Origin of the sequence: Streptomyces aureoversilis (assembly GCF_042657885.1) — a bacterium.
In the GTDB taxonomy this organism is placed as follows: Bacteria; Actinomycetota; Actinomycetes; order Streptomycetales; family Streptomycetaceae; genus Streptomyces; species Streptomyces aureoversilis.
Genome location: NZ_JBHSKJ010000016.1, coordinates 65,840 through 87,694 on the forward strand (window position 1 = coordinate 65,840; position 21,855 = coordinate 87,694).

Annotated in this window: 19 protein-coding genes and 1 tRNA gene; 12 read left to right on the top strand and 8 right to left on the bottom strand. The window is 73.8% G+C overall.

Annotation, left to right across the window (positions count from 1 at the left end; all coding sequences use genetic code 11):
- Nucleotides 1–142: 142 nt before the first annotated feature.
- The 4 genes from hutU to hutI are packed head-to-tail and all read left to right on the top strand — an operon-like array spanning nt 143 to nt 5,580.
- Complete coding sequence (gene hutU / locus ACFPP6_RS25885; protein WP_382046894.1) at nt 143–1,801, top strand: urocanate hydratase; 1,659 nt, start codon at nt 143–145, stop codon at nt 1,799–1,801.
- A complete protein-coding gene (locus ACFPP6_RS25890; protein WP_382046897.1) occupies nt 1,798–3,039 on the top strand; it encodes an allantoate amidohydrolase in 1,242 nt (413 codons plus the stop codon). The genes hutU and ACFPP6_RS25890 overlap by 4 nt, the downstream gene beginning before the upstream one ends.
- A complete protein-coding gene (locus ACFPP6_RS25895; RefSeq protein ID WP_382047112.1) occupies nt 3,036–4,376 on the top strand; it encodes a formimidoylglutamate deiminase in 1,341 nt (446 codons plus the stop codon). Before ACFPP6_RS25890 ends, ACFPP6_RS25895 begins: the two co-directional genes overlap by 4 nt.
- Before the next feature lie 34 nt (nt 4,377–4,410).
- Entirely contained in the window at nt 4,411–5,580 is a 1,170-nt protein-coding gene (gene hutI / locus ACFPP6_RS25900) for an imidazolonepropionase (RefSeq protein ID WP_382046900.1), read from the top strand.
- Nucleotides 5,581–5,633: 53 nt separating this feature from the next.
- On the opposite strand, the gene ACFPP6_RS25905 is transcribed toward hutI, so the two are convergent.
- Nucleotides 5,634–6,539: an aldo/keto reductase gene (locus tag ACFPP6_RS25905; protein WP_382046902.1), complete on the bottom strand. Its 906-nt coding sequence runs from the start codon at nt 6,537–6,539 to the stop codon at nt 5,634–5,636.
- A gap of 59 nt (nt 6,540–6,598) precedes the next feature.
- On the opposite strand from ACFPP6_RS25905, the gene ACFPP6_RS25910 reads away from it, so the two are divergent.
- Both ACFPP6_RS25910 and ACFPP6_RS25915 read left to right on the top strand, forming a co-directional pair.
- Entirely contained in the window at nt 6,599–6,970 is a 372-nt protein-coding gene (locus ACFPP6_RS25910; protein WP_382046905.1) for a MerR family transcriptional regulator, read from the top strand.
- Between the two features lie 230 nt (nt 6,971–7,200).
- On the top strand, nt 7,201–8,547 hold the full coding sequence (locus ACFPP6_RS25915; protein WP_382046908.1) for a type III PLP-dependent enzyme domain-containing protein: 1,347 nt from the start codon (nt 7,201–7,203) through the stop codon (nt 8,545–8,547).
- Nucleotides 8,548–8,577: 30 nt separating this feature from the next.
- On the opposite strand, the gene ACFPP6_RS25920 is transcribed toward ACFPP6_RS25915, so the two are convergent.
- Nucleotides 8,578–9,180: a hypothetical protein gene (locus tag ACFPP6_RS25920; RefSeq protein WP_382047115.1), complete on the bottom strand. Its 603-nt coding sequence runs from the start codon at nt 9,178–9,180 to the stop codon at nt 8,578–8,580.
- A gap of 220 nt (nt 9,181–9,400) precedes the next feature.
- Between ACFPP6_RS25920 and ACFPP6_RS25925 the strand changes: the two genes are divergently transcribed.
- Nucleotides 9,401–10,792, top strand: a complete 1,392-nt coding sequence (locus tag ACFPP6_RS25925) for an alpha/beta hydrolase family protein (protein WP_382046911.1) — start codon at nt 9,401–9,403, stop codon at nt 10,790–10,792.
- A 6-nt stretch (nt 10,793–10,798) separates the two neighbouring features.
- On the opposite strand, the gene ACFPP6_RS25930 is transcribed toward ACFPP6_RS25925, so the two are convergent.
- Both ACFPP6_RS25930 and ACFPP6_RS25935 read right to left on the bottom strand, forming a co-directional pair.
- Entirely contained in the window at nt 10,799–11,656 is an 858-nt protein-coding gene (locus ACFPP6_RS25930) for a MurR/RpiR family transcriptional regulator (protein ID WP_382046914.1), read from the bottom strand.
- A gap of 161 nt (nt 11,657–11,817) precedes the next feature.
- Entirely contained in the window at nt 11,818–13,176 is a 1,359-nt protein-coding gene (locus ACFPP6_RS25935; RefSeq protein ID WP_382047118.1) for an acyl-CoA synthetase, read from the bottom strand.
- A gap of 129 nt (nt 13,177–13,305) precedes the next feature.
- Here ACFPP6_RS25935 and ACFPP6_RS25940 point away from each other — a divergent pair, with 129 nt between their 5' ends.
- Nucleotides 13,306–13,734: a hypothetical protein gene (locus ACFPP6_RS25940; RefSeq protein ID WP_382046917.1), complete on the top strand. Its 429-nt coding sequence runs from the start codon at nt 13,306–13,308 to the stop codon at nt 13,732–13,734.
- 394 nt (nt 13,735–14,128) lie between these two features.
- Here the strand turns inward: ACFPP6_RS25940 and ACFPP6_RS25945 are convergent, their stop codons facing one another.
- Entirely contained in the window at nt 14,129–15,532 is a 1,404-nt protein-coding gene (locus tag ACFPP6_RS25945) for a cystathionine beta-synthase (RefSeq protein WP_168091118.1), read from the bottom strand.
- 220 nt (nt 15,533–15,752) lie between these two features.
- On the opposite strand from ACFPP6_RS25945, the gene ACFPP6_RS25950 reads away from it, so the two are divergent.
- From ACFPP6_RS25950 to ACFPP6_RS25960, 3 genes are all read left to right on the top strand, one after another.
- The gene (locus ACFPP6_RS25950) at nt 15,753–16,793 is read left to right on the top strand and encodes an SGNH/GDSL hydrolase family protein (RefSeq protein ID WP_382046919.1); all 1,041 of its coding nucleotides are present in this window, start codon (nt 15,753–15,755) and stop codon (nt 16,791–16,793) included.
- A gap of 126 nt (nt 16,794–16,919) precedes the next feature.
- Nucleotides 16,920–18,140, top strand: coding sequence for an acetyl-CoA C-acetyltransferase (locus ACFPP6_RS25955; protein WP_382046922.1), 1,221 nt, complete (start codon nt 16,920–16,922; stop codon nt 18,138–18,140).
- A gap of 326 nt (nt 18,141–18,466) precedes the next feature.
- Complete coding sequence (locus ACFPP6_RS25960) at nt 18,467–19,333, top strand: hypothetical protein (protein ID WP_382046925.1); 867 nt, start codon at nt 18,467–18,469, stop codon at nt 19,331–19,333.
- Nucleotides 19,334–19,562: 229 nt separating this feature from the next.
- Here ACFPP6_RS25960 and ACFPP6_RS25965 read toward each other — a convergent pair whose 3' ends face one another.
- On the bottom strand, nt 19,563–19,901 hold the full coding sequence (locus ACFPP6_RS25965; protein WP_382046927.1) for a hypothetical protein: 339 nt from the start codon (nt 19,899–19,901) through the stop codon (nt 19,563–19,565).
- 98 nt (nt 19,902–19,999) lie between these two features.
- Between ACFPP6_RS25965 and ACFPP6_RS25970 the strand changes: the two genes are divergently transcribed.
- Nucleotides 20,000–20,230, top strand: coding sequence for a DUF4287 domain-containing protein (locus tag ACFPP6_RS25970; protein WP_030365184.1), 231 nt, complete (start codon nt 20,000–20,002; stop codon nt 20,228–20,230).
- Nucleotides 20,231–20,397: 167 nt separating this feature from the next.
- Here ACFPP6_RS25970 and ACFPP6_RS25975 read toward each other — a convergent pair whose 3' ends face one another.
- Complete coding sequence (locus ACFPP6_RS25975; protein WP_382046930.1) at nt 20,398–21,270, bottom strand: Bax inhibitor-1/YccA family protein; 873 nt, start codon at nt 21,268–21,270, stop codon at nt 20,398–20,400.
- A 181-nt stretch (nt 21,271–21,451) separates the two neighbouring features.
- Nucleotides 21,452–21,534: transfer RNA gene (locus tag ACFPP6_RS25980), tRNA-Leu, on the bottom strand.
- Between the last annotated feature and the right edge of the window lie 321 nt (nt 21,535–21,855).

A 21,855-nucleotide genomic window follows, 5' to 3' on the forward strand; every position in this document is an offset into this window, starting at 1 on the left:
CGCCGCACGGGTTCCCCCGTGCGGCGCGCGGCGTTCCGTGCCGCCCCGGCGATCCCGCCGGGCCGCCAGCCATTGACTAGAGGTATTCAGCCACCCAAGATGTGCAGTGTTCTATTCAGAGCCGCCAGGGAGGCAGGGCCCCATGTCCGGACCGCGACCCGTACGAGCTGCGCGAGGCAGCCGGCTGAGCACGCTGGGGTGGCAGCAGGAAGCCGCTCTGCGCATGCTGCAGAACAACCTCGACCCGGAGGTCGCCGAGCACCCCGACAAGCTCGTCGTCTACGGCGGCACGGGCAAGGCCGCCCGCGACTGGCGCTCGTTCGACGCCATGGTCCGCACGCTGCAGACCCTCAAGCAGGACGAGACCATGCTCGTCCAGTCCGGCCGCCCGGTCGGCGTCATGCAGACCCACGAGTGGGCGCCCCGCGTCCTCCTCGCCAACTCCAACCTCGTCGGCGACTGGGCCAACTGGGAGGAGTTCCGCCGCCTGGAGCACCTCGGCCTGACCATGTACGGCCAGATGACCGCCGGCTCGTGGATCTACATCGGCACGCAGGGCATCCTGCAGGGCACGTACGAGACCTTCGCCGCCGTCGCCGCCAAGAAGTTCGGCGGAACGCTGGCCGGCACGATCACCCTGACGGCCGGGCTCGGCGGCATGGGCGGCGCCCAGCCGCTCGCCGTCACCATGAACGACGGCGTCGCCATCTGCATCGACTGCGACCCGCGCGCGATCGAGCGCCGCATCGAGCACCGCTACCTGGACGTGAAGGCCGACTCGCTCGACCACGCCCTGCAGCTGGCCGTCGAGGCGCGCGACGCCCGCCGCCCGCTGTCCATCGGCGTCCTCGGCAACGCCGCGGAGCTTCTCCCGCAGCTGCTCGCGATGAACGCCCCGATCGACATCGTCACCGACCAGACCAGCGCCCACGACCCGCTGTCCTACCTGCCGGTCGGCGTCTCCTTCGACGAGATGGCCGCCTACGCGGCGGAGAAGCCCGCCGACTTCACGACGCGGGCGCGCGAGTCCATGGCCCGGCACGTCGAGGCCATGGTCGGCTTCCAGGACGCCGGCGCCGAGGTCTTCGACTACGGCAACTCCATCCGCGGCGAGGCACAGCTCGCGGGCTACACCCGCGCCTTCGACTTCCCCGGCTTCGTCCCCGCCTACATCCGCCCCCTCTTCTGCGAGGGCAAGGGCCCCTTCCGCTGGGCGGCCCTCTCCGGCGACGCGGCCGACATCCACAAGACCGACAAGGCGATGCTCGAGCTCTTCCCCGAGAACGAGTCCCTCGCCCGCTGGCTCAAGATGGCCGGCGAGCGGGTGCACTTCCAGGGCCTGCCGGCGCGCATCTGCTGGCTGGGCTACGGCGAGCGCGACAAGGCCGGCGAGCGCTTCAACGAGATGGTCGCCGACGGCACGCTCGCCGCGCCGCTGGCCATCGGCCGCGACCACCTCGACTGCGGCTCGGTGGCCTCGCCGTACCGCGAGACCGAGGCCATGCTCGACGGCTCCGACGCGATCGCCGACTGGCCGCTGCTCAACGCGATGGTCAACGTCGCCTCGGGCGCCTCGTGGGTCTCCATCCACCACGGCGGCGGCGTCGGCATGGGCCGCTCCATCCACGCGGGCCAGGTCACGGTCGCCGACGGCACGCCGCTGGCCGGCGAGAAGATCCGCCGCGTCCTGACGAACGACCCCGGCATGGGCGTCATCCGTCACGTCGACGCGGGGTACGACATCGCGGAGTCGGTCGCGGAGGACCGCGGGGTGCGCGTTCCCATGCGGGAGGGCGAATGAGCGGCCCGGCTGCGGGCGAGGCGAAGCCAGGGGCTTCGTTCCACGAGATGTGGCGCGACCTCGCGTCCATCGGCCGTGACGAGGACACCCGCGGCTACCACCGCTTCGCCTGGAGCGGCGCCGACGCCGACTGCCGCGCCTGGTTCCGCGCCCAGGCGGAGTCCCGCGGGCTCGCCTACGAGCTCGACCGCAACGGCAACCAGTGGGCCTGGCTCGGCGACCCGGCCGCCGGGGACGCCGTCGTCACCGGTTCCCACCTGGACTCCGTGCCGAACGGCGGCGCCTTCGACGGCCCCCTCGGCGTGGTCTCCTCCTTCGCCGCGCTGGACGAGCTCCGCGCCCGCGGGGCGCAGCCGTCCCGCCCCCTCGCCGTCGTCAACTTCGGCGACGAGGAGGGCGCCCGCTTCGGCCTGGCCTGCGTGGGCTCGCGCCTGACCGCGGGCCGGCTGTCCCTCGACAAGGCGCACGCGCTGCGCGATGCCGAGGGCGTCTCCCTGCCCCTGGCCATGGAGCGCGCCGGCTACGACCCGGAGGCCATCGGCCCGGACCCCGAGCGCCTCGCCCGGATCGGTGCCTTCGTCGAGCTCCACGTCGAGCAGGGCCGCGCCCTGGACCTGTCGGACCGCGCCGTCGGCATCGCCTCCGCCATCTGGCCGCACGGCCGCTGGCGATTCGACTTCCACGGCGAGGCCAACCACGCCGGCACCACCCGCATCGAGGACCGCCGCGACCCGATGCTCACCTACGCCAACACCGTCCTCGCGGCCCGCAAGAAGGCCCGGCTGGCCGGCGCCCTGGCGACCTTCGGGAAGGTCGGCGTCGAGCCGAACGGCGTCAACGCCATCCCCTCGCTCGTGCGCGGCTGGCTGGACTCGCGGGCCGCCGACCAGGAGACCCTCGACCTCGTGGTCGCGGAGATCGAGAAGGCGGCCGTGGAGCGCGGCGAGCGCGACGGCGTCGACGTGCGGGTCACCCGGGAGTCCTTCACGCCCGTCGTGGAATTCGAGCACGCCCTGCGCGACGAGCTGGGCCGCATCCTGGGCGGGGACGTCCCCGTCCTCGGTACGGGCGCGGGACACGACGCCGGAATCCTCTCCGGAGCCGTCCCCACCGCCATGCTGTTCGTACGCAACCCCACAGGCGTATCGCACTCACCCGCCGAAACGGCCTCCGAGGACGACTGCCTGGCCGGGGTGACCGCACTCGCCGACGTACTGGAGGGCCTGGCGTGTCGCTGACGGCACAGACCTACTGGGCGGAGCACGCCCTTCTCGACACCGGCGTCGAGCCGGGCGTGGTCATCGAGACCGGGGCGGACGGCCGCATCAAGGCCGTCCGCCGGGGCGCCGCGGCACCGCCTTCCGGTGCGGTGACCCTGCGGGGCCTGACCCTGCCCGGGCTCGCGAACGCGCACAGCCACGCCTTCCACCGGGCCCTGCGCGGCGCGACGCAGGCGGGCGAGGGGACCTTCTGGACCTGGCGCGACGTCATGTACCGCGTCGCCGACAACCTGACGCCCGACAACTACTTCGCGCTCGCCCGTGCGGCCTACGCCGAGATGGCGCTCGCCGGCATCACCTCCGTCGGCGAGTTCCACTACGTGCACCACCTCGCCGGGGGCGCCCGCTACGACAACCCCAACGCCATGGGCGAGGCCCTGATCGCGGCCGCCGCCGAGGCGGGCATCCGCATCACGCTCCTCGACACCTGCTACCTCTCCTCCGGCTTCGGCTCCGAGCCGAACAAGCACCAGCGGCGCTTCAGCGACGGCACCGCCGAGCGCTGGGCCGAGCGCGTCTCCGCCCTCAAGGGCGACGACAACACCCGCATCGGGGCGGCCATCCACTCGGTGCGGGCCGTGCCCGCCGAGCAGCTGGCGACCGTGGCCGCGTGGGCGCAGGAGCGCGACGCCCCGCTGCACCTGCACCTCTCCGAGCAGACCGCCGAGAACGACGCGTGCGTGGAGGCCCACGGCTTCACACCCACCGCCCTCCTCTCGCACCACGGCGTGCTGGGCCCGCGCACGACGGCCGTCCACGCCACGCACCTCACCCCCGGCGACATCCGCCTCCTGGGCCACTCGGGCACCGGCGTGTGCATGTGCCCGACCACCGAGCGGGACCTGGCCGACGGGATCGGACCGGCCCGGGCGCTGCAGGAGGCGGGCTCCCCGCTCTCCCTCGGCAGCGACAGCCACGCCGTCATCGACCTGCTCGAAGAGGCCCGCGCCATGGAGCTGGACGAGCGGCTGCACAGCCGCACCCGCGGCCACTGGACCGCGGTCCAGCTGCTGCGCGCGGCCACGGCAGACGGCCACGCGGCCCTCGGCTGGGACGGGGCGGGCCGCATCGAGCCGGGCGCGCTCGCGGACTTCACGGCCGTCGCGCTCGACTCCGTGCGCACCGCGGGCCAGCCGTACGCCCTCGCCGCCGAGACGGCCGTCTTCGCGGCGAGCGCCGCGGACGTCCGGGACACCGTGGTGGGCGGCCGGCACGTCGTGCGCGAGGGGACGCACCAGCTCGTCGCCCACGTGCCGGCGGCGCTGGCGGAGTCCATCGCGGCCGTACGAGGCTGAACCACCGAACCGACCAAAGGAGTGCCGCACGCCCATGGCGACGACGGTCATCACCAACATCAGCAGTCTCGTCACGAACGACCCCTCCCTCGGCGAAGGCCCCCTCGGCACGATCCGGGACGCGGCGGTCGTCATCGACGGCGACCGCGTCGCCTGGGTCGGCACGTCCAGCAAAGCACCGGCCACTGACAACCGGGTCGACGCCGGGGGCCGGGCCGCCCTGCCGGGCTTCGTCGACTCCCACTCCCACCTGGTCTTCGCGGGCGACCGCACCGCCGAGTTCAACGCCCGCATGTCCGGCCGGAGCTACAGCGCCGGCGGCATCCGCACCACCGTCGCCGCCACGCGCGCCGCGACCGACGAGGCGCTGGACGCCAACGTCCGCCGCTACGTGCACGAGGCCCTGCGGCAGGGCACCACGGTCCTGGAGACCAAGTCCGGCTACGGCCTGACCGTCGAGGACGAGGCCCGCGCCCTGCGCATCGCCGGGGCGCACACCGACGAGGTCACCTACCTCGGCGCGCACATCGTCCCCCCCGACTACGCCGACGACCCGGCCGCGTACGTGGACCTCGTGACCGGGCCGATGCTCGACGCCTGCGCGCCGCACGCGCGCTGGGTCGACGTGTTCTGCGAGCAGGGCGCGTTCGACGGCGACCAGGCCCGGACGATCCTCACGGCCGGCGCCGCCCGCGGGCTGACGCCGCGCGTCCACGCCAACCAGCTCTCCTACGGGCCCGGCGTCCAGCTGGCCGTGGAGCTCGGCGCCGCCTCGGCCGACCACTGCACCCATCTGACCGACGCGGACGTCGACGCCCTGGCGAACGGCACGACGGTCGCCACCCTCCTGCCCGGCGCGGAGTTCTCCACGCGCGCCCAGTGGCCGGACGCGCGCCGTCTGCTGGACGCGGGGGCGACCGTCGCCCTGTCCACGGACTGCAACCCCGGCTCGTCCTTCACCAGCTCGATGCCGTTCTGCATCGCGCTGGCCGTGCGGGACATGGGGATGACCCCGGACGAGGCCGTCTGGTCCGCGACCGCGGGCGGCGCGGCCGCCCTGCGCCGTACGGACGTGGGCCGCATAGCCCCCGGCGCCCGCGCAGACCTCGCCCTCCTCGACGCTCCCTCGCACGTCCACCTCGCCTACCGGCCGGGCGTTCCGCTGGTCTCGGCGGTGTGGCGCGCGGGCGTGCAGGAGGTCTGAGCCCCTTCCGGCGGCCGCGCCGCGCACCGCGGCCGCCACGGGCCCGGCGGGCCTCAGGCCTGCCGGCCGATCGCGTCCAGCCGGTCGTACTGGGCGTCCGTGAGCCGGACGCCCCGTGCGCCCGCGTTCTCCTCCAGGTGCGCGAGCGACCGCGTGCCCGGCAGGGGGACGAGCGTCGGCGAACGGCGCAGCAGCCAGGCGAGCGCCGTCTGCGCGGGCGTCGCGCCCACCTCGCGCGCCACGTCCGCGACGGGCCCGCCCGGGGCCGCGTGCGCGCCCACGGCCACCGGGAAGTAGGCGAAGAAGGTGATGCCGTGCTCGGCGGCGTAGTCGACGACGTCGTCGTGGCCGCGCGCCGAGAGGTTGTACACGTTCTGGACGGAGGCGATGGAGGCGATCTCCTGCGCCGCGCGCAGTTCGGCGACGGTCACCTCGGACAGGCCGATGTGCCGCACCTTGCCCTCGTCCTGCAGCTGCCGGAGGGCGCCGAGCTGGTCCGCGAGGGGGTACTCCGGGTCGATGCGGTGCAGCTGGAGCAGGTCCAGGCGGTCCACGCGCAGCCGCCGCAGGGCGAGCTCGGCCTGCTGGCGGAGGTAGGCCGGGTGACCGTGCGTCACCCATTCGGCGGGGCTGGGCCGTACGACGCCGACCTTGGTGGCGACGGTCACGCTGCCGGCGTACGGGTGGAGGGCCTCCGCGATGAGCGCCTCGCTCTCGCCGAGGGAGTAGGCGTCCGCGGTGTCGATGAGGTCGATGCCGAGCTCGACCGCGCGCCGCAGCAGCGCGACCGCGCCGCGGCGGTCCTCCGGAGCGCGCCAGATGGGCGCCTGCATGGGGTCGGCGAGCCCGTCGGGGGTCTCGGCCAGCCGCATGGCGCCGTAGCCGATGCGGGAGACGGGCAGGTCGCCGCCGATGCTGTGGACGGGGGAAGAAGCGGGAGCGGTGGTGGTGTTCGTCATGACCGGAACGCTAAATTCTCACACCCGTGTGAGATTCAACCCCGCGTGAGGCAGCTCATATGAAGATCGGTGACCTGGCGCGCGAGACCGGAGTGAGCGTGCGGCTGCTGCGCTACTACGAGGAGCAGGGCCTGCTCGGCTCCCACCGGCTGCCCAGCGGTCACCGGCGCTACGAGCAGGACGCGCCGGAGACCGTCCGCCGCATCCGCGTGCTGCTGGCGGCGGGCCTGCCGACGCGCGTCATCCGGGACGTCCTGCCGTGCGTGCGGGGCGCGGGGGAGGCGGAGTTCGACCCGTGCGTGGCCCTGCACCTGCGCGAACAGCTGCACGGGCTCGACGCACGCATCGGGGAGCTGCAGGAGACGCGGGCGGCACTGGCCGGCCTGCTCACGGCGACGGAGGCCGCGGCACCCGCTGCGGTCACGGCGTAGGCCGCAGGAGGCAGGCGGAACGGCCCGCCTCCGGGGCGGCGCCCATCGACCGGCACCGATGAGCCGGTCGAAGGCGTCCCACGGCCCCTGGCCGGTCCGGTTCGCACCCCGTCCCCGCCCGCGGCGGCTCCGCGCACGCCGGGGCGTGCCGTCGCACTTGGGGCTCATCGTGTGCGGAAACCGCCCGCAGCGCATGCCATTTTTACGGCCCGGTGTGGTGGAGTGGCTTCATGTCCTCCAGCGACATCTCCCCCGGCACCGTGGTGCGGGCCGCGCTCCGGCAGGGACTGCTGCCCGACTGGTCCCCCGTCGCCGGGCTGCTGGACGTGCGGGGGATCCGCGCGGCGGCTGCGGACCTGCGCGGGGCCTTCGAGGAGGCCGGGGCGGCGCGCGGCACGACCCTGCACGCGTTCGCCGTGAAGGCCGCCTCCCTCGTGCCCGTGCTGCGGCTGCTCGCCGAGGAGGGGCTGGGCGCCGAAGTGGCGAGCCCCGGGGAGCTGGCCCTGGCCCGGACGGCGCGGATCGCCCCGGAGCGGATCGTGCTGGACTCCCCCGCCAAGACCGCGGCGGAGCTCCGCGAGGCCCTCGCGCTGGGGGTGGCGGTCAACGCCGACAGCCGCGAGGAGCTCGCCCGGCTGGACGGGCTGCTGCGGGAGGCCTCCGGCCCGCCCCGCTCCGCGCTCGGCGTCCGCGTCAACCCCCAGGTGGGCGGCGGCAGCATCGACGCGCTGAGCACGGCGACGGACACCTCGAAGTTCGGGGTGGCGCTGCGCGACAAAGGGGCGCGCGCCTGGCTCCTCCGCGCCTACGCCGAGCGCCCCTGGCTGTCCCGGCTGCACGCCCACGTGGGCTCCCAGGGCTGCCCCCTGGAGCTGATGGCGGCCGGGGTGCGGGCCGCGTACGAGCTGGCGGAGGAGATCAACCGGACGGTGGGGCGCCGGCAGGTCACCACGCTGGACATCGGCGGCGGACTGCCGGTGAACTTCGCGTCGGACGACGTGACCCCGACCTTCCGCGCCTACGCCCGCCTGCTCGCGGCCGCCGCCCCGGGCCTGTTCGACGGGCGCTACGGGCTGGTGACGGAGTTCGGGCGCTCCCTGCTGGCCAAGAGCGGCATGGTGGTGGCCCGCGTCGAGTACACCAAGACCGCGGGCGGCCGGCGGATCGCCGTGACGCACGCGGGCGCCCAGGTGGCCACGCGCACGGTGTTCGCGCCGGCGTCCTGGCCGCTGCGCATCGCGGTCTTCGACGCGCAGGGGCGGCCGAAGACGGGACCGCCGGTCGACCAGGACGTCGCGGGGCCGTGCTGCTTCGCGGGCGACCTGATCGCGGTCGGCAGACCGCTGCCCCTGCTGGAGGCGGGCGACCACGTGGCCCTGCTCGACACCGGCGCGTACTACTTCTCGAACCACTTCGCGTACAACTCTCTGCCCCGCCCCGGGGTTTACGGCTACGCAGCCGCAGAAGAGGAGGGTGACGGCGTGCGGTTCGCGACCGTACGGGCCCCGCAGACCCTCGGCGAGCTCGTCACCGAAAGCGGCGGCGCCTACGCGGGGGAACTCGGCGCGCTTCGCTGACCGGGCCGCGGCGCGCGCCCCGAGCGGGCCTCAGCGCGCTTCGCTGACCGCCGCCCCGGCCGGCACCCGGCCGGCGCGGCGCCGGCCGCCACCGGGCGCGGCATCGCCCGCGGCGAGCCCGGTGGACAGGTAGCCGCGCACGGGCTCGGCGGCGGGGGACGCCTGCGCCCACTCCGTGCGGACCCACAGCAGGGAGCCGCTGCGGCGCTCCAGGCCGCCCAGCCACAGGGCCTTCGCCCACAGGCCCGCGCCCGCCCCGGCGAGCGCCATGCCCGCGGCGGCCGGGATCAGGAAGGTGGAGCCCACGGCGGCGAGGAAGGCCAGGAGCAGCCACCAGCGGCGGGCGCGCCGCCAGTTCCGCAGGGTCACGGCGCGGTCCTGGAGGAAGACCGACCGGCCCGCCCGCGAGGCCCCGCGCGCCAGGGCCGCGTACCGCGGGCGGCGCACCGCGAAGACCGCGCCCGCGACGATGAGGAACAGCGCCGCTCCGGCGAACACGCCGATCCGCCGCCCGGTGATCCCGGGCACCAGGACGCCGGTGCCCGCGCTCAGCAGGCCCGGCCACCACAGCCAGCCGGCCGGGGCTCTGACGACCACCGCCACCCGCGCCAGCGCATACGAACCGCGCCCCACGTCCAAACCCGCCTTTCCCTCTGAAATCCACTCGATCCCGACCCGTCACGCGGCAGGCTAACCAACGAATCTGAGTGCGAGCTGAGAATCCGCCGCATGTACCTCACAGGGGTCATACCCCGGTATCACCCCGGACTTGGCTCCGCCGTATGACGTGTGCGCAGTCGTGTGGTCCCTAAGGTCGTCCCTGCCGGGGCGGGACGAGCGGGAGGAGACGGGGATGGCTGTCCACGGACGAGGGGGCGAGCGGCGGGAACGCGCGCGACGGGACAGCGGTCTCCGGCGGCGGGCGGTCCTCGCGGCGGGGGCACTGGCCGCGACCGGGCTGCTGAGCGCGCTCGTCCCGCCGCCGGACGCCCACGCGGCCCAGGCCACGGCGAAGGCCCCGGCCACAACCACAGACACAGCCACAGCCGCGACCGCGACCGCGAAGAGCACCCCGGGCGCGCTGCCCGCGCCCACCGGCCCTCACGCCGTCGGCACGGTCACCCGCCACCTGGTGGACACCGCCCGCAAGGACCCCTGGAGGCCGGATCGGGGCGACCGCCAGGTCGCGATCAGCCTCTTCTACCCGGCGGACCGGGACCGGCCCGCCGACGGGAGGGGTCCCGCGCCCCACATGGACCCCTCCTCGGCCGCCCACTTCGGCTCCGCCCGGGGCGCGGGCAGCTTCAACCACCACGTGCGCCCGGACGCCGCCGACTGGGCGTCCACGCGTACGCACGCACGCGTGGACGCTCCCGTGGCGCGCGGCAGCAGGTCCCTGCCGGTCGTGCTGTACTCCGCCGGGCTGGGCGACCCGCGCACCTGGAACACCGGCCTGGCCGAGGAGCTGGCCTCCCGCGGCTACGTCGTCGTCACGGTCGACCACACCTACGACTCCTCCGAAGTGCGCCTGGCGAACGGGGAGCTGGCGGAGTCGGTGCTGCCCACGCTCGCCGGCGCCCCCGTGACCGAGGTCGACGCCACGCTCCGCAAGGCGGTGAAGGCCCGGGTGGACGACACACGGTTCGTCCTGGACACCCTCGGCTCGGCGCAGTGGCGGCGGGACCTGCCGCGCGGCCTGGGGGACGCGCTGGACCTGCGGCGCGTGGGCATGGCCGGGCAGTCCGCGGGCGGCTTCACGGCGGCACAGGCCCTGCACGACGACCGCCGTCTCAAGGCGGGGATCAACATGGACGGCCAGATGGACTTCCCCCTCCCCGACGGCACGGGCAGCACGCTGAGCACCGTGGCGCGCGAGGGCGTCGACCGGCCGTTCCTCCTGCTGGGCTCCGACGGCCCCGGCGCGGCCGGCAACCGGGCGTCGTGGGCGTCCTTCCGGCAGCACTCGCGCGCCTGGCAGGCCGAGCTGACGATGGCCGGCGCGGGGCACGGCACGTACACCGACGGCGTCTCGCTGCTGCCCGCCCTCGCCCGGCAGGGCGCCCTGTCGGAGGAGGACCTCCGGCAGGGCATCGGGACCGTCCGCCCGGAGCGCGCGGTGGCGGCCACGCGCGCGTACGTGGTGGCGTTCTTCGACCGCTTCCTCAAGGGGCGGGACGGGCGGCTGCTGGACGGCCCGTCGCCGCGCTTCCCGGAGATGCGCTTCCGGGACGCCCCGGCCTCCTGAGCCGGGCTACTCCACGAACAGCCCCCGCGCCACCGCCTTGGCGTCGAACTCCTCCAGGCGCGCCTGGGCGTCCGGCAGGGCGTCGCACATCGCCTCCAGCAGCATGCGCCCCAGCAGCATCGGGGCGCAGGCGGTGTCGAAGGCGAGCCCGGTGCCGACGGCGGCGGGGAGCAGCAGATCGCTGTGGCGGGCGACGGGCGCGAAGGTGGAGTCCGCGACGGTGACGACGGTCAGGCCCTGGCCCTGCGCGTACTCCAGGGCCTCGACCACCTCGCGCGGGTGGCGGGGCAGCGCGAAGCACAGCAGCGTGCTCGCCCCGGCCCGTACGGCCGCGTCTATGCGGTCGGTCAGGAGCGTGCCGCCCTCGTCCAGGAGCCGCACGTCCGGGTGGACCTTGCGGGCGAAGTAGGCGAAGCCTGCGGCCTGGGCGGTGGCGGCGCGCAGGCCGAGCACGAGCAGCGGCCGGGACTGTGCGAGCAGCCGGCCCGCGCGGGCGACCGGGGCGGGGTCGGCGAGGACCGAGGCGAGGTGGCGGAGGTTGTCGATCTCGACGTGGACGGCCTGCTGGTACTCGTTGTACGCGCTCTCGCCCTCGCCCGGCTCGGCCGCCGCGGGGACGACGTCGCGCAGGTGCCGGCGCAGCGCCGGGTAGCCGTCGAAGCCGAGGGCGACGGCGAAGCGGGTGACCGAGGGCTGGCTGACGCCGGCCAGCTCGGCGAGCTCGACGCTGGAGAGGAAGGGCGCGTCGGCCGCGCGGCGCACCATGCAGTGGGCGATGCGGCGCTGAGTCGGCGTCAGCCGGTGCCCTTCGAAGAGCTTCTGCAGCCGTGCGGTGGCTTCCGGTTCGCCCCCGGTGTCGCTCATCGGGCCCTCCATGGTCGTCGGCGGTCTTCGGCAGTGGTCATTCACCGACCACCACCCCTGCATGAAATTATGCAGGGGTGGCCGGGCCTCCGCGGCCATATCCGCCGGGACCTCGGTCATATCCGCCGGAACCCCGGTCATGTCCGCGGGCCCCCTCCGGGTCACAGCGGAGGCAGGAGCTTCTTCTGGGGCTTGCCCATGGCGTTGCGCGGCAGCGCGTCGAGGAAGCGGACGCGGCGGGGCCGCTTGTGCACGGACAGGTGGCCGGCCACGAAGTCGATCAGCACCTTCTCGCTCACCCCGTCCGCCACCACGTACGCGACGATCTCCTGCCCGAGGTCCTCGTGCTCCACCCCGACCACGGCGGCCTCGCGGACCGCGGGGTGGTCGAGGAGGGCGTTCTCGACCTCGCCCGCCCCCACCCGGTACCCGCCGGACTTGATCAGGTCGGTGGAGGCGCGGCCCACGATGCGGTGCGTGCCGTCCTCCTCGACGGCGGCGATGTCGCCCGTACGGAACCAGCCGTCGGCCGTGTGCGCGGCCGCCGTCGCCTCGGGGCGGCCCAGGTAGCCGCTGAAGAGCGTCGGCCCGCAGACCTCCAGCTCGCCGATGCCGCCCTCGGTGGCCGCGAGGCGCGTGCGGACCCCCCGCAGCGGGGTGCCCACCGCGCCCGGCCGGCGCTCGCCGTCGGCCCGGGCGGAGACCGTGATCAGGGTCTCGGTCATGCCGTAGCGCTCGACGGGCCGCTGCCCGGTGAGGGCCTCCAGGTCCCGGAAGACGGGCGCGGGCAGGGCCGCGCTGCCCGACACCAGCAGCCGGGCCCCGGCCAGCTCCCGGGCCGCGGACGGCTCGCGCACCACCCGGGACCACACCGTCGGCACCCCGAAGTACAGGCTGCCGCCCGCCGCCGCGTACGCCTCCGGCGTCGGCCGGCCGGTGTGCACGAGCCGGCAGCCGGTCCGCAGCGCCCCCAGGACGCCCAGGACGAGGCCGTGGACGTGGAAGAGCGGCAGCCCGTGCACGAGGGTGTCCTCGGCGGTCCACTGCCACGCCTCGGCGAGCCCGTCGAGCCCCGCGGCCACCGCGCCGCGCGGGATCAGCGCGCCCTTGGGGGCACCGGTGGTGCCGGAGGTGTAGAGGATCAGCGCCGTGCTGTCCGGGGCGGGCTCGGCACCGGACCAGTCGCGCCGCTCCCCGAGATCGACGGGCAGCCCCTCGTCGCCGCCGAGCACCAGGGCGGCGCCGGAGTCGCGCAGGATGTGGCCGCGCTCGGCCGGACCCGCGTCCGGCGGCAGCGGCACGACCGGCACCCCGGCGAGCAGCCCGCCCACCACGGCGGCCGCGGTCTCCGGCGACGCGTCGGCGTGCACGGCGACGGCCGGGGCGCCCTCGATGCGGTGCGCCACCGCGGCGGCGGCGCCCAGCAGTTGTTCCCGGGAGAAGGCCCGCCCCGCGACACCGAGGGCGTCCGGGCGGTCCTCGCCCTTGCCTGCTGCGAGCGCGGCGAGGGAGGTCAGCAGGGGTTCGGTCGGTCCGGGCACGGAACTGCTCCTTCCAGCGGCGCCCCGGCGGTCCCGGGGCTGCCCCTAAGGCGGATACGGGTGCTAGCCCCACCGACGCGGGGCACCGCCGACCGTATCGTCGGATGCATGACGGCCCGCGACCATGAGCTGAAGAAGGACCTCGCCGCCACTCTGGAGACCCGCAAGGAGCTGGGCCCGGAGTACGAGGCGGAGCTGGTGGAAGCCTTCCTGGAGAAGGTCGACCGGAAACTCGACGCCGAGATCGACCGGCGGGTGCGCCGGCAGTCGGCGGAGATGCAGATGGCGGTCGCCCGCGGGGTGCGGCCGCACCTCGGCGGAGACGGCCCCGGCGGCTTCGGCGAGCGCTTCGGCTTCGCCGCGGTGTCGCTGGTGCTGGCCATCCCGCTGTCCGCGATAGCCGTGGTCAACGCGCACCTGCCGGGACTGCTGGTGGCCTGGGCGGGCATCGTGGGCGTCAACGCCCTGAACATGGCGGGGTTGTTCCCGTGGCAGCAGCGGCGGCGCAAGCGGGAGAGCACGTCCGGCTGGGAGTGACGGCACGCCGCGCCCGAAGGCGCACTCGGGGGAGATGCGCGAGGGACCGCCGCACCCCGGCCGGAGCCGGAGTCGGGACGACGGCGGTCCCCCACGGGGACACGGGCCGGAGTCAGGGCCGGTGGACCGCGTCCGGACGGCTGTGGAGTCCGGGAGCCGCTCCGGAGTTTCCCGCCGCCGTTCGGGTGCCGGCCGGGGATGACCCGGGCCGACACCTCCAATATGCCGGACGGTTGTTAAGCCGGTGCTGCGGGCGCGTGACGCATACGTACCTTTTACGGGCCGTCCGTCCGCGCCCCGTTCACGCGGCGGCCGGAAAGCCGGAAAAGCCGGCAAGGCCGCCGCGACCGCACCCGGAAGCCGCTCCGGAAGGGCGGGACCGCGAAGGACGGGACTACTTGGCGCCGTTGGCCTTCCCGGCGCTCTCCGCGAGGAACGCCAGCAGGTCCTGACGGCTCACCACACCGGTGGGCTTGCCCTCGACCAGGACGATCGCCGCGTCCGCCTCGCCCAGCACGGCCATCAGGTCCCCGACGGGCTCGCCGGAGCCGACCTGCGGCAGCGGCGCGCACATGTGCTTCTCCAGCGGGTCGGAGAGCGAGGCGCGCTGGGTGAACAGGGCGTCCAGCAGCTCGCGCTCCACGACCGAGCCGATGACCTCGGCGGCCATCACATCGGGGTGCCCCGCGCCCGGCTTGACGATGGGCATCTGCGAGACGCCGTACTCGCGGAGCACCTCGATGGCCTCGCCGACCGTCTCCTCCGGGTGCATGTGCACCAGGGAGGGCAGGCCGCCGTCCTTGCGACGCAGCACGTCGCCCACGCGGGCGGCGTCGCCGGCCTCCTCCAGGAAGCCGTAGTCCGCCATCCACTCGTCGTTGAAGATCTTGCTCAGGTAGCCGCGGCCGCTGTCCGGCAGGAGGACGACCACGACGTCGTCCGGGCCGAGGTTCTCGGCGGCGCGCAGGGCGGAGACGACCGCCATGCCGCAGGAGCCGCCGACGAGCAGGCCCTCCTCCTTGGCGAGGCGGCGCGTCATCTGGAAGGCGTCCTTGTCGGAGACCGCGATGATCTCGTCGGTCACCGTGCCGTCGTAGGCGCTCGGCCAGAAGTCCTCGCCGACGCCCTCGATCAGGTACGGACGGCCGGAGCCGCCGCTGTAGACCGAGCCCTCCGGGTCCGAGCCGATGACCTTGACGCGGCCGTCGCTGACCTCCTTGAGGTAGCGCCCGGTGCCGCTGATGGTGCCGCCGGTGCCCACGCCCGCCACGAAGTGGGTGATCTTCCCCTCCGTCTGCTCCCACAGCTCGGGGCCGGTGGAGTAGTAGTGCGAGAGGGGGTTGTTGGGGTTGCTGTACTGGTCGGGCTTCCAGGCGTTGGGCGTCTCGCGCACGAGCTTGTCGGAGACGTTGTAGTACGAGTCCGGGTGCTCCGGGTCGACCGCCGTCGGGCAGACCACGACCTCCGCGCCGTAGGCCCGCAGCACGTTGATCTTGTCAGTGGAGACCTTGTCCGGGCAGACGAAGATGCACTTGTAACCCTTCTGCTGGGCCACGATCGCCAGACCGACACCCGTGTTGCCGGAGGTCGGCTCGACGATGGTGCCGCCCGGCTTGAGCTCGCCGGACTTCTCCGCGGCCTCGATCATGCGCAGGGCGATCCGGTCCTTCACGGAGCCGCCCGGGTTGAAGTACTCGACCTTGGCGAGCACGGTGGCCTGGATGCCTTCGGTCACGCTGTTGAGCTTCACGAGCGGGGTGTTGCCAACGAGCTCAATCATCGAATCGTGATACTGCACGGTGATCTCCGCGGTCGGGGGCACTAGCGGTCTCGCGTACCCATACGGCCAGCCTAGAACGCATCCGGCCGCTCCAACGGCGCGTTGCAGATGCGGGCGCTCGGGGCAACCTGCTCATAGCGCGCTCTGCCAAGGGTGCGGGGCGTTCATGAATGCTTTATGAAGCGTTTGTAAAACCGTGTACGCGGCTCGGAACCCGGCTGCGGAGGAGGTCCGGCCCATGTCACCCATCTCCACGTCGCGGGCGAGGGTCGCCCGGCGCATCGCCGCCGCGGCGGCCTACGGAGGCGGCGGCATCGGCCTGCTCGGGGCCACCGCGGCCGGGGTGCTGCTGACCGAGGCGCGGCTGGCCCGGCGGGTGGTGGGCGGATCCAACGACGCCCCGCCCCACGCGGACGGCCGCTACGGCTCCGCCTTCGTCCACCGGCTCGGGCGCGAGCCGCTGCTGCTCGGCCTGCTCGGCGACTCCACGGCCGCCGGCCAGGGCGTGCACCGGCCCCGGCAGACGCCGGGGGCCCTGCTCGCCTCCGGGCTCGCCGCGGTCGCCGAGCGCCCCGTGGAGCTGCGCAACGTGGCCCTGTCCGGAGCCCGCTCGCACGACCTGGACCGCCAGGTCACGCTGCTGCTCGACGACGTGGAGCGCGCCCCCGACGTCTGCGTGATCATGATCGGGGCGAACGACGTCACGCACGGGATGCCGGCCGCACGGTCCGTACGGCTGCTGTCGGACGCGGTGCGGCGGCTGCGGGAGGCGGGCAGCGAGGTCGTCGTGGGCACCTGCCCCGACCTCGGCACGATCGAGCCGGTCTACCAGCCGCTGCGATGGGTGGCGCGGCGCCAGAGCCGCCAGCTGGCCGCGGCGCAGACCATAGGGGTGATCGAGGCGGGCGGCCGCACGGTGTCGCTGGGCGACCTCCTGGGCCCGGAGTTCGCCGCGAACCCGCGGGAGCTGTTCGGACCCGACAACTTCCACCCCTCCGCCGAGGGGTACGCCACCGCGGCGATGGCCGTCCTGCCGACGCTGTGCGCGGCGCTGGGGCTGTGGCCGGAGGACGAGGAGCGGCCGGACGCGGCCCGCCGCGAGGGCATCCTGCCGGTCGCCCGTGCGGCCGCGGAGGCGGCGGCCGAGGGCGGCACGGAGGTCACCGCCGCCCGGGGCCGCTGGGCCCTCCTCAAGCACCGCAAACGCCGCCGCCTCCCGGCCCACACGGAGCCGACCCCGCACCACGTGTGGTCCCGGGCGGCCCGGGGCGGGCCGTGACGCGCGGAGCCCCGCCGGCCCGCGCGACGGCAAGAGTGCGAGGGGTCACAGTGACCAAGCCGTGACCCGGGCCCTACGGGCGGGTAACTTCCACCCAGTCCTGCTTTCACACGCCCTGGAGCCGTGATGCCCGAAGCCGTGATCGTCTCAACCGCCCGTTCGCCCATCGGTCGCGCCTTCAAGGGCTCGCTGAAGGGCATGCGGGCCGACGACCTGACCGCGACGATCATCAAGGCCGCGCTCGACAAGGTCCCCGGTCTCGACCCGCGCGACATCGACGACCTGATGCTCGGCTGCGGCCTGCCCGGCGGCGAGCAGGGCCACAACCTCGGCCGCATCGTGGCCGTGCAGATGGGCATGGACCACCTGCCCGGCTGCACGATCACCCGCTACTGCTCCTCGTCCCTGCAGACGTCCCGCATGGCGCTGCACGCCATCAAGGCCGGTGAGGGCGACGTCTTCATCTCCGCGGGCGTGGAGACGGTCTCCCGGACCGTCAACGGCTCCTCGGACGGCATGCCCGGCAGCCACAACCCCTTCTTCGCCGAGGCCGAGGCCCGCACCGCCGCCCGCGCCGAGCAGGGCAGCGACGAGTGGCACGACCCGCGCGAGGACGGCCTCGTGCCCGACGCGTACATCGCGATGGGCCAGACCGCCGAGAACCTGGCCCGACTGAAGGGCATCTCGCGCGAGGAGATGGACGAGTTCGGCGTCCGCTCGCAGAACCTCGCCGAGCAAGCCATCAAGAACGGCTTCTGGGAGCGCGAGATCACCCCGGTCACCACCCCGGACGGCACCGTCGTCTCCAAGGACGACGGCCCGCGCGCGGGCGTGACGATGGAGGGCGTGGCAGGCCTCAAGCCCTCGTTCCGCGCGGACGGCCGCATCACCCCGGGCAACTGCTGCCCGCTCAACGACGGCGCCGCCGCCCTGGTGATCATGTCGGACACCAAGGCGCGCGAGCTGGGCCTGACCCCGCTGGCCCGGATCGTCTCCACCGGTGTCTCCGCCCTCTCCCCCGAGATCATGGGCTTCGGCCCGGTCGAGGCCAGCAAGCAGGCGCTGGCGCGGGCCGGCATGAGCATCGGCGACATCGACCTGGTCGAGATCAACGAGGCCTTCGCGGCCCAGGTCATCCCGGCCTACCAGGCGCTCGGCATCGACATCGACCGCCTGAACGTCAACGGCGGCGCCATCGCTGTCGGCCACCCCTTCGGCATGACGGGCGCCCGGATCACCGGCACGCTCATCAACTCGCTGCAGTGGCACGACAAGCAGTTCGGCCTGGAGACCATGTGCGTCGGCGGCGGCCAGGGCATGGCGATGGTCATCGAGCGGCTGAGCTGAGGCGCAGCGGAGGGTAGGGGTCGTCCGAGGAACGAGGACGGCACCTGCCCGCAGCGGAGCCGAAGCTCAGCGCGACCATGAATACGAGCGGCTGAGCTGAGGACGAACGGCCTCACGAGCCGCTTGCGCAACCGTGACCGAATCGCCCCCAGGATGTGACCAACGTCCCGGGGGCGATTCGTTTCCGCAGGTCAGAGATGTTGAAGGGACAACGTCCAGGACGTAAGTCCCGCCCGCTTCATGACGTTTTGCACTGGGGTCTCCTGGGAGCACGCCTCAAGCTGAGGTAGGAATCTGGGGGATCCATAGCAACCGGGAGTACGTCAGTGAGCGCCATGTCCCTTGCCCTGCTGCTGGCCGCGGCCACCGCGACGGCCGCGGGCGCCGCCGCCCTGCACGCCACTCGCGGCCTGCGCCGCCAGATCACCGCCCTGCGCGCCGACCTCGCCGCCGCCACGGCCGAGCGCCGCGCGCACCCCACCGTGCCCGCCGCCCGCCCCGCCCCCGGCGCGGAGCTCGCGGAAATACGCGCGGCCGTCGCCGACGCCCTCGCCGAGGAGCGCGAGCGGGAGCTCGCCGAGGCTCGTGCGTTCTGGGCCGCCCAGGAGGCCCGCGAGCTCGGCGGAGCCGGTGACGTCCCTTCGCTGCCGGGCCTGCCCGGCCTCGGCGACGACCTCGCCGAGGGCCCCTACGGCGGCCTCTACCTGCCCCGCCAGGCCGACCTCGTCGGCCTGGAGCCGCTGGCCGAGCTCACCGGGCTGGCCGAGCTCGCCGAGTTCGCCGAGTTCTCTGAAGCCGCGGCCGCCGAGGCCGAGGCCGCGGACACCCCCGAGCTGGCCGCCGCCCGCCGCCGCCACCCCTCCCACCCCGACTTCTCGCCCGTGGCGGCCGCCGGCGACCACGAGAGCACGGTGGAGCGGCTCGGCGAGCTCGCGGACGCCCGCGTCCCGCTGACCGACGTGCGCCCCGGCCCGCTCGGCACGCTCGACGTCTACGTCTTCGCCGACGGCACCACCGTCTGCATGACCCCCGGCCACCGCGAGACCGCCGAGCGCCTCTCGGACGCCCTGGACGCCGGCGACGCCCCCGTCCTGCTGGGCGGCTCCGGGGTCTCCGGCGCGTACGCCCTGACCTTCGGCTGCGGGACGGAGAAGGTCTACGTCCTGGCCGACCGCGTGATCGCGTCGCTGTGACGGGGCGACCGCCCGGCACCATGACGGCCTGAGGCCGGTCCGGCACCGCCGGAAACCACCGTGGGGGCTGAGCGCCGCGGCGGCGGATTCCAGGACGCGGGCACGTCCTCGACGGCGAGCGAGCCGGTGAGGACGGCGAGCCCCTTCGCCGGTCCGTGCCGCCGGCGGCGAGCGGCCACGACAGCGGCACCCTGCGGTGGCGAGCCCAGCGGGCCCGTACGGCCGCGCCCTACAGCCCGCACCGCTTCGCCGCCGCCTCGATCAGCGCCACCGCCTCCGCCGCGCCGACGCCCGCCGGCGCCTGCTCCGCGCCGCCGGCGGCGAGCGCCTCGGCCAAATCGTGACCGGCCACCGCCACTTGGTCGGCGACCGCGAACATCCCCGCTTCGGGCATTTCCCTCGGCACCACGGTCCCGGGTTCCTCGATCCGCTGCGCCCACGCCGCCAGTTCCCGGGCGAGGGACAGCGCTTCCGCGGCCGCTCCCCTGCTCAGGCGGGACTGCGGCAGGGCACGCAGCCGGTCGGCGAAAGCGTCCACGGCGGCCAGAAGAGACGTCACATCATCCACAGCGCGAGCCTATGCGCCGTTGCCGGAGTGTTGCCAACGTCTGCACAGTCGGGCACGGTGACATGAAGGACCATCATTCGACGCGTCCGGAGGCGCCGATGTCCCACGTCTTCTCCGACGAGACCCACCGGAACCTGCTCTCCCGAATCCCCCATTGCACCGGCCGCGAAGTGGCCGACTGGCTGCGCACGGTCGAGGAAGGCCCTTCTCTCTTCCGCTTCGAGGAGAAGGTCAGCTGGCTGCGCGGAGAGCACGACCTCGCATATGGCCACGCCAAGGCGATCGTCCACGAGTACGACCTCCGACGGGCCGCCCGGAAGCTTCTGTAGCGCGGCGCACACCGCACTCCGCACGGGGCGGACGACACCCCCGTTCGTCCGCCTGATGCAGATCTGAAGGCGCATACGGCGAAGGGCCCGGGAAATCTTCCCGGGCCCTTCGTTCACGGACGTCGTTCACCGACGCCGTTCACCGGCTTCATTTCACTGCCGACCGGCTAGTCCTCGTTGAGGATGCCGATCAGCTGCAGCATCTGGATGTAGATCCACACCAGCGAGACCGTGAGGCCGAAGGCCGAGAACCACGACTCCTCGCGGGGCGCACCGTACTGGATGCCGTCCTCGACCTGCTTGAAGTCCAGCGCGAGGACGGCCGCGCCGATCAGCACGCCGACGACGCCGACGACGATGCCGAGCCAGCCCGTGCGCAGGCCGAGGCCGTCGCCGCCGCCGAACACGGCGAACAGCATGTTCACCATCATCAGCAGGACGAAGCCGATCACGGCGGCCGTCACGAAGCGGGTGAAGCGCCGGTTGACGCGGATCAGGCGGGTCTTGTACGCGATGAGCACGCCGACCGAGACCAGCATCGTGCCGAGCACGGCCTGGACCGGGGCGCCCTGCGCGTAGTGGTTGAAGGCCTTGCTGACCACGCCGAGGAAGAGGCCCTCGAACGCGGCGTACGCGAGGATCACCGCGGGGACCGGCTTGCGCAGGAAGATCGACTGGGCGAAGCCCAGGAGCATCGCGACGAGGCCTGCGCCGTAGCCGACCGCGACCGGGACGTTCAGGCCCCAGCCGACGGCCGCGGCCAGGATGACCGTGCCGAGCGTCATGCCGGTGCGCATGACGACGTCGTCCATCGTCATGCGGCCCGTGGTGGCGGGGGCCTGCGGGTAGCCCTGCTGGAGATCCGGGCCGCCCTGGGCGTAAGGGTTGGTGGCGTACGGGTTGGCGGGCTGCTGCGCGTACGGATTGTTCGCGTACGGGTTCCCCTGGGCCGCGGTCCCGGCCTGCGGCGCCGCGTTGAAGCCCGCGTAGCCGTTGTTGCCGCGGAACCGCCGCGAGAAGACCGGGTTGCTGCTCCTCATCCTCACTCCATCCGTGGCCGCCCTGCGCGGCCTTGCGACCAAGAGTAATAGGTAGGCAAAAGAATGCGCTCGTGCTTGGGAAGGATCTTTTCCGGCGCACCCCGCCCCCATCACTAGGGGGAGAACGCAAACGGGCGGCACCCGGTTCCCTACGGAGAGTGGGGGACACAGAGCAGGTGAGTGCCCGGAGCCGGACTTGAACCGGCACGGCCCGAAGGGCCAGCGAGGTTTAAGCTCGCCGTGTCTGCATTCCACCATCCGGGCAGCGCTCTCGGGCGTACAGGCAGGGAAAGGCGCGCGAGCCTCCCTGGTAAGAGGAGAGCAGGACGAGCCTAGCCGGGGAGCGCCCCCCAAACAGCGGAACGATGACCCGAGGTTGTCTTATTTTATTGGCAACTGAGGGTGCATCAGTGCAGGAACGACGCCAAAGGCACATGCCACGGGCCGATACCGCCCGTTCACCGGGGGACGCCGGGCGGCCTGCGGATTTGTCGCAATCTCGCCGCCCCTCGGCCCGGGCGCGAGGCCGCCTCCGGGGCGGTGGCCGGCGTCATACCCAAGGAGGAGAACCGCCCTCCCGGGTCA

What these genes read in the sequence shown, in the direction of transcription:
- hutI (WP_382046900.1), top strand. Translation starts at nt 4,411, where the DNA reads ATGGCGACGACGGTCATCACCAACATCAGCAGTCTCGTCACGAACGAC.
- ACFPP6_RS25915 (WP_382046908.1), top strand. Translation starts at nt 7,201, where the DNA reads ATGTCCTCCAGCGACATCTCCCCCGGCACCGTGGTGCGGGCCGCGCTC.
- ACFPP6_RS25890 (WP_382046897.1), top strand. Translation starts at nt 1,798, where the DNA reads ATGAGCGGCCCGGCTGCGGGCGAGGCGAAGCCAGGGGCTTCGTTCCAC.
- hutU (WP_382046894.1), top strand. Translation starts at nt 143, where the DNA reads ATGTCCGGACCGCGACCCGTACGAGCTGCGCGAGGCAGCCGGCTGAGC.
- ACFPP6_RS25930 (WP_382046914.1), bottom strand. Translation starts at nt 11,656, where the DNA reads ATGAGCGACACCGGGGGCGAACCGGAAGCCACCGCACGGCTGCAGAAG.
- ACFPP6_RS25905 (WP_382046902.1), bottom strand. Translation starts at nt 6,539, where the DNA reads ATGACGAACACCACCACCGCTCCCGCTTCTTCCCCCGTCCACAGCATC.
- ACFPP6_RS25910 (WP_382046905.1), top strand. Translation starts at nt 6,599, where the DNA reads ATGAAGATCGGTGACCTGGCGCGCGAGACCGGAGTGAGCGTGCGGCTG.
- ACFPP6_RS25970 (WP_030365184.1), top strand. Translation starts at nt 20,000, where the DNA reads ATGTCCCACGTCTTCTCCGACGAGACCCACCGGAACCTGCTCTCCCGA.
- ACFPP6_RS25925 (WP_382046911.1), top strand. Translation starts at nt 9,401, where the DNA reads ATGGCTGTCCACGGACGAGGGGGCGAGCGGCGGGAACGCGCGCGACGG.
- ACFPP6_RS25975 (WP_382046930.1), bottom strand. Translation starts at nt 21,270, where the DNA reads ATGAGGAGCAGCAACCCGGTCTTCTCGCGGCGGTTCCGCGGCAACAAC.
- ACFPP6_RS25940 (WP_382046917.1), top strand. Translation starts at nt 13,306, where the DNA reads ATGACGGCCCGCGACCATGAGCTGAAGAAGGACCTCGCCGCCACTCTG.
- ACFPP6_RS25955 (WP_382046922.1), top strand. Translation starts at nt 16,920, where the DNA reads ATGCCCGAAGCCGTGATCGTCTCAACCGCCCGTTCGCCCATCGGTCGC.
- ACFPP6_RS25950 (WP_382046919.1), top strand. Translation starts at nt 15,753, where the DNA reads ATGTCACCCATCTCCACGTCGCGGGCGAGGGTCGCCCGGCGCATCGCC.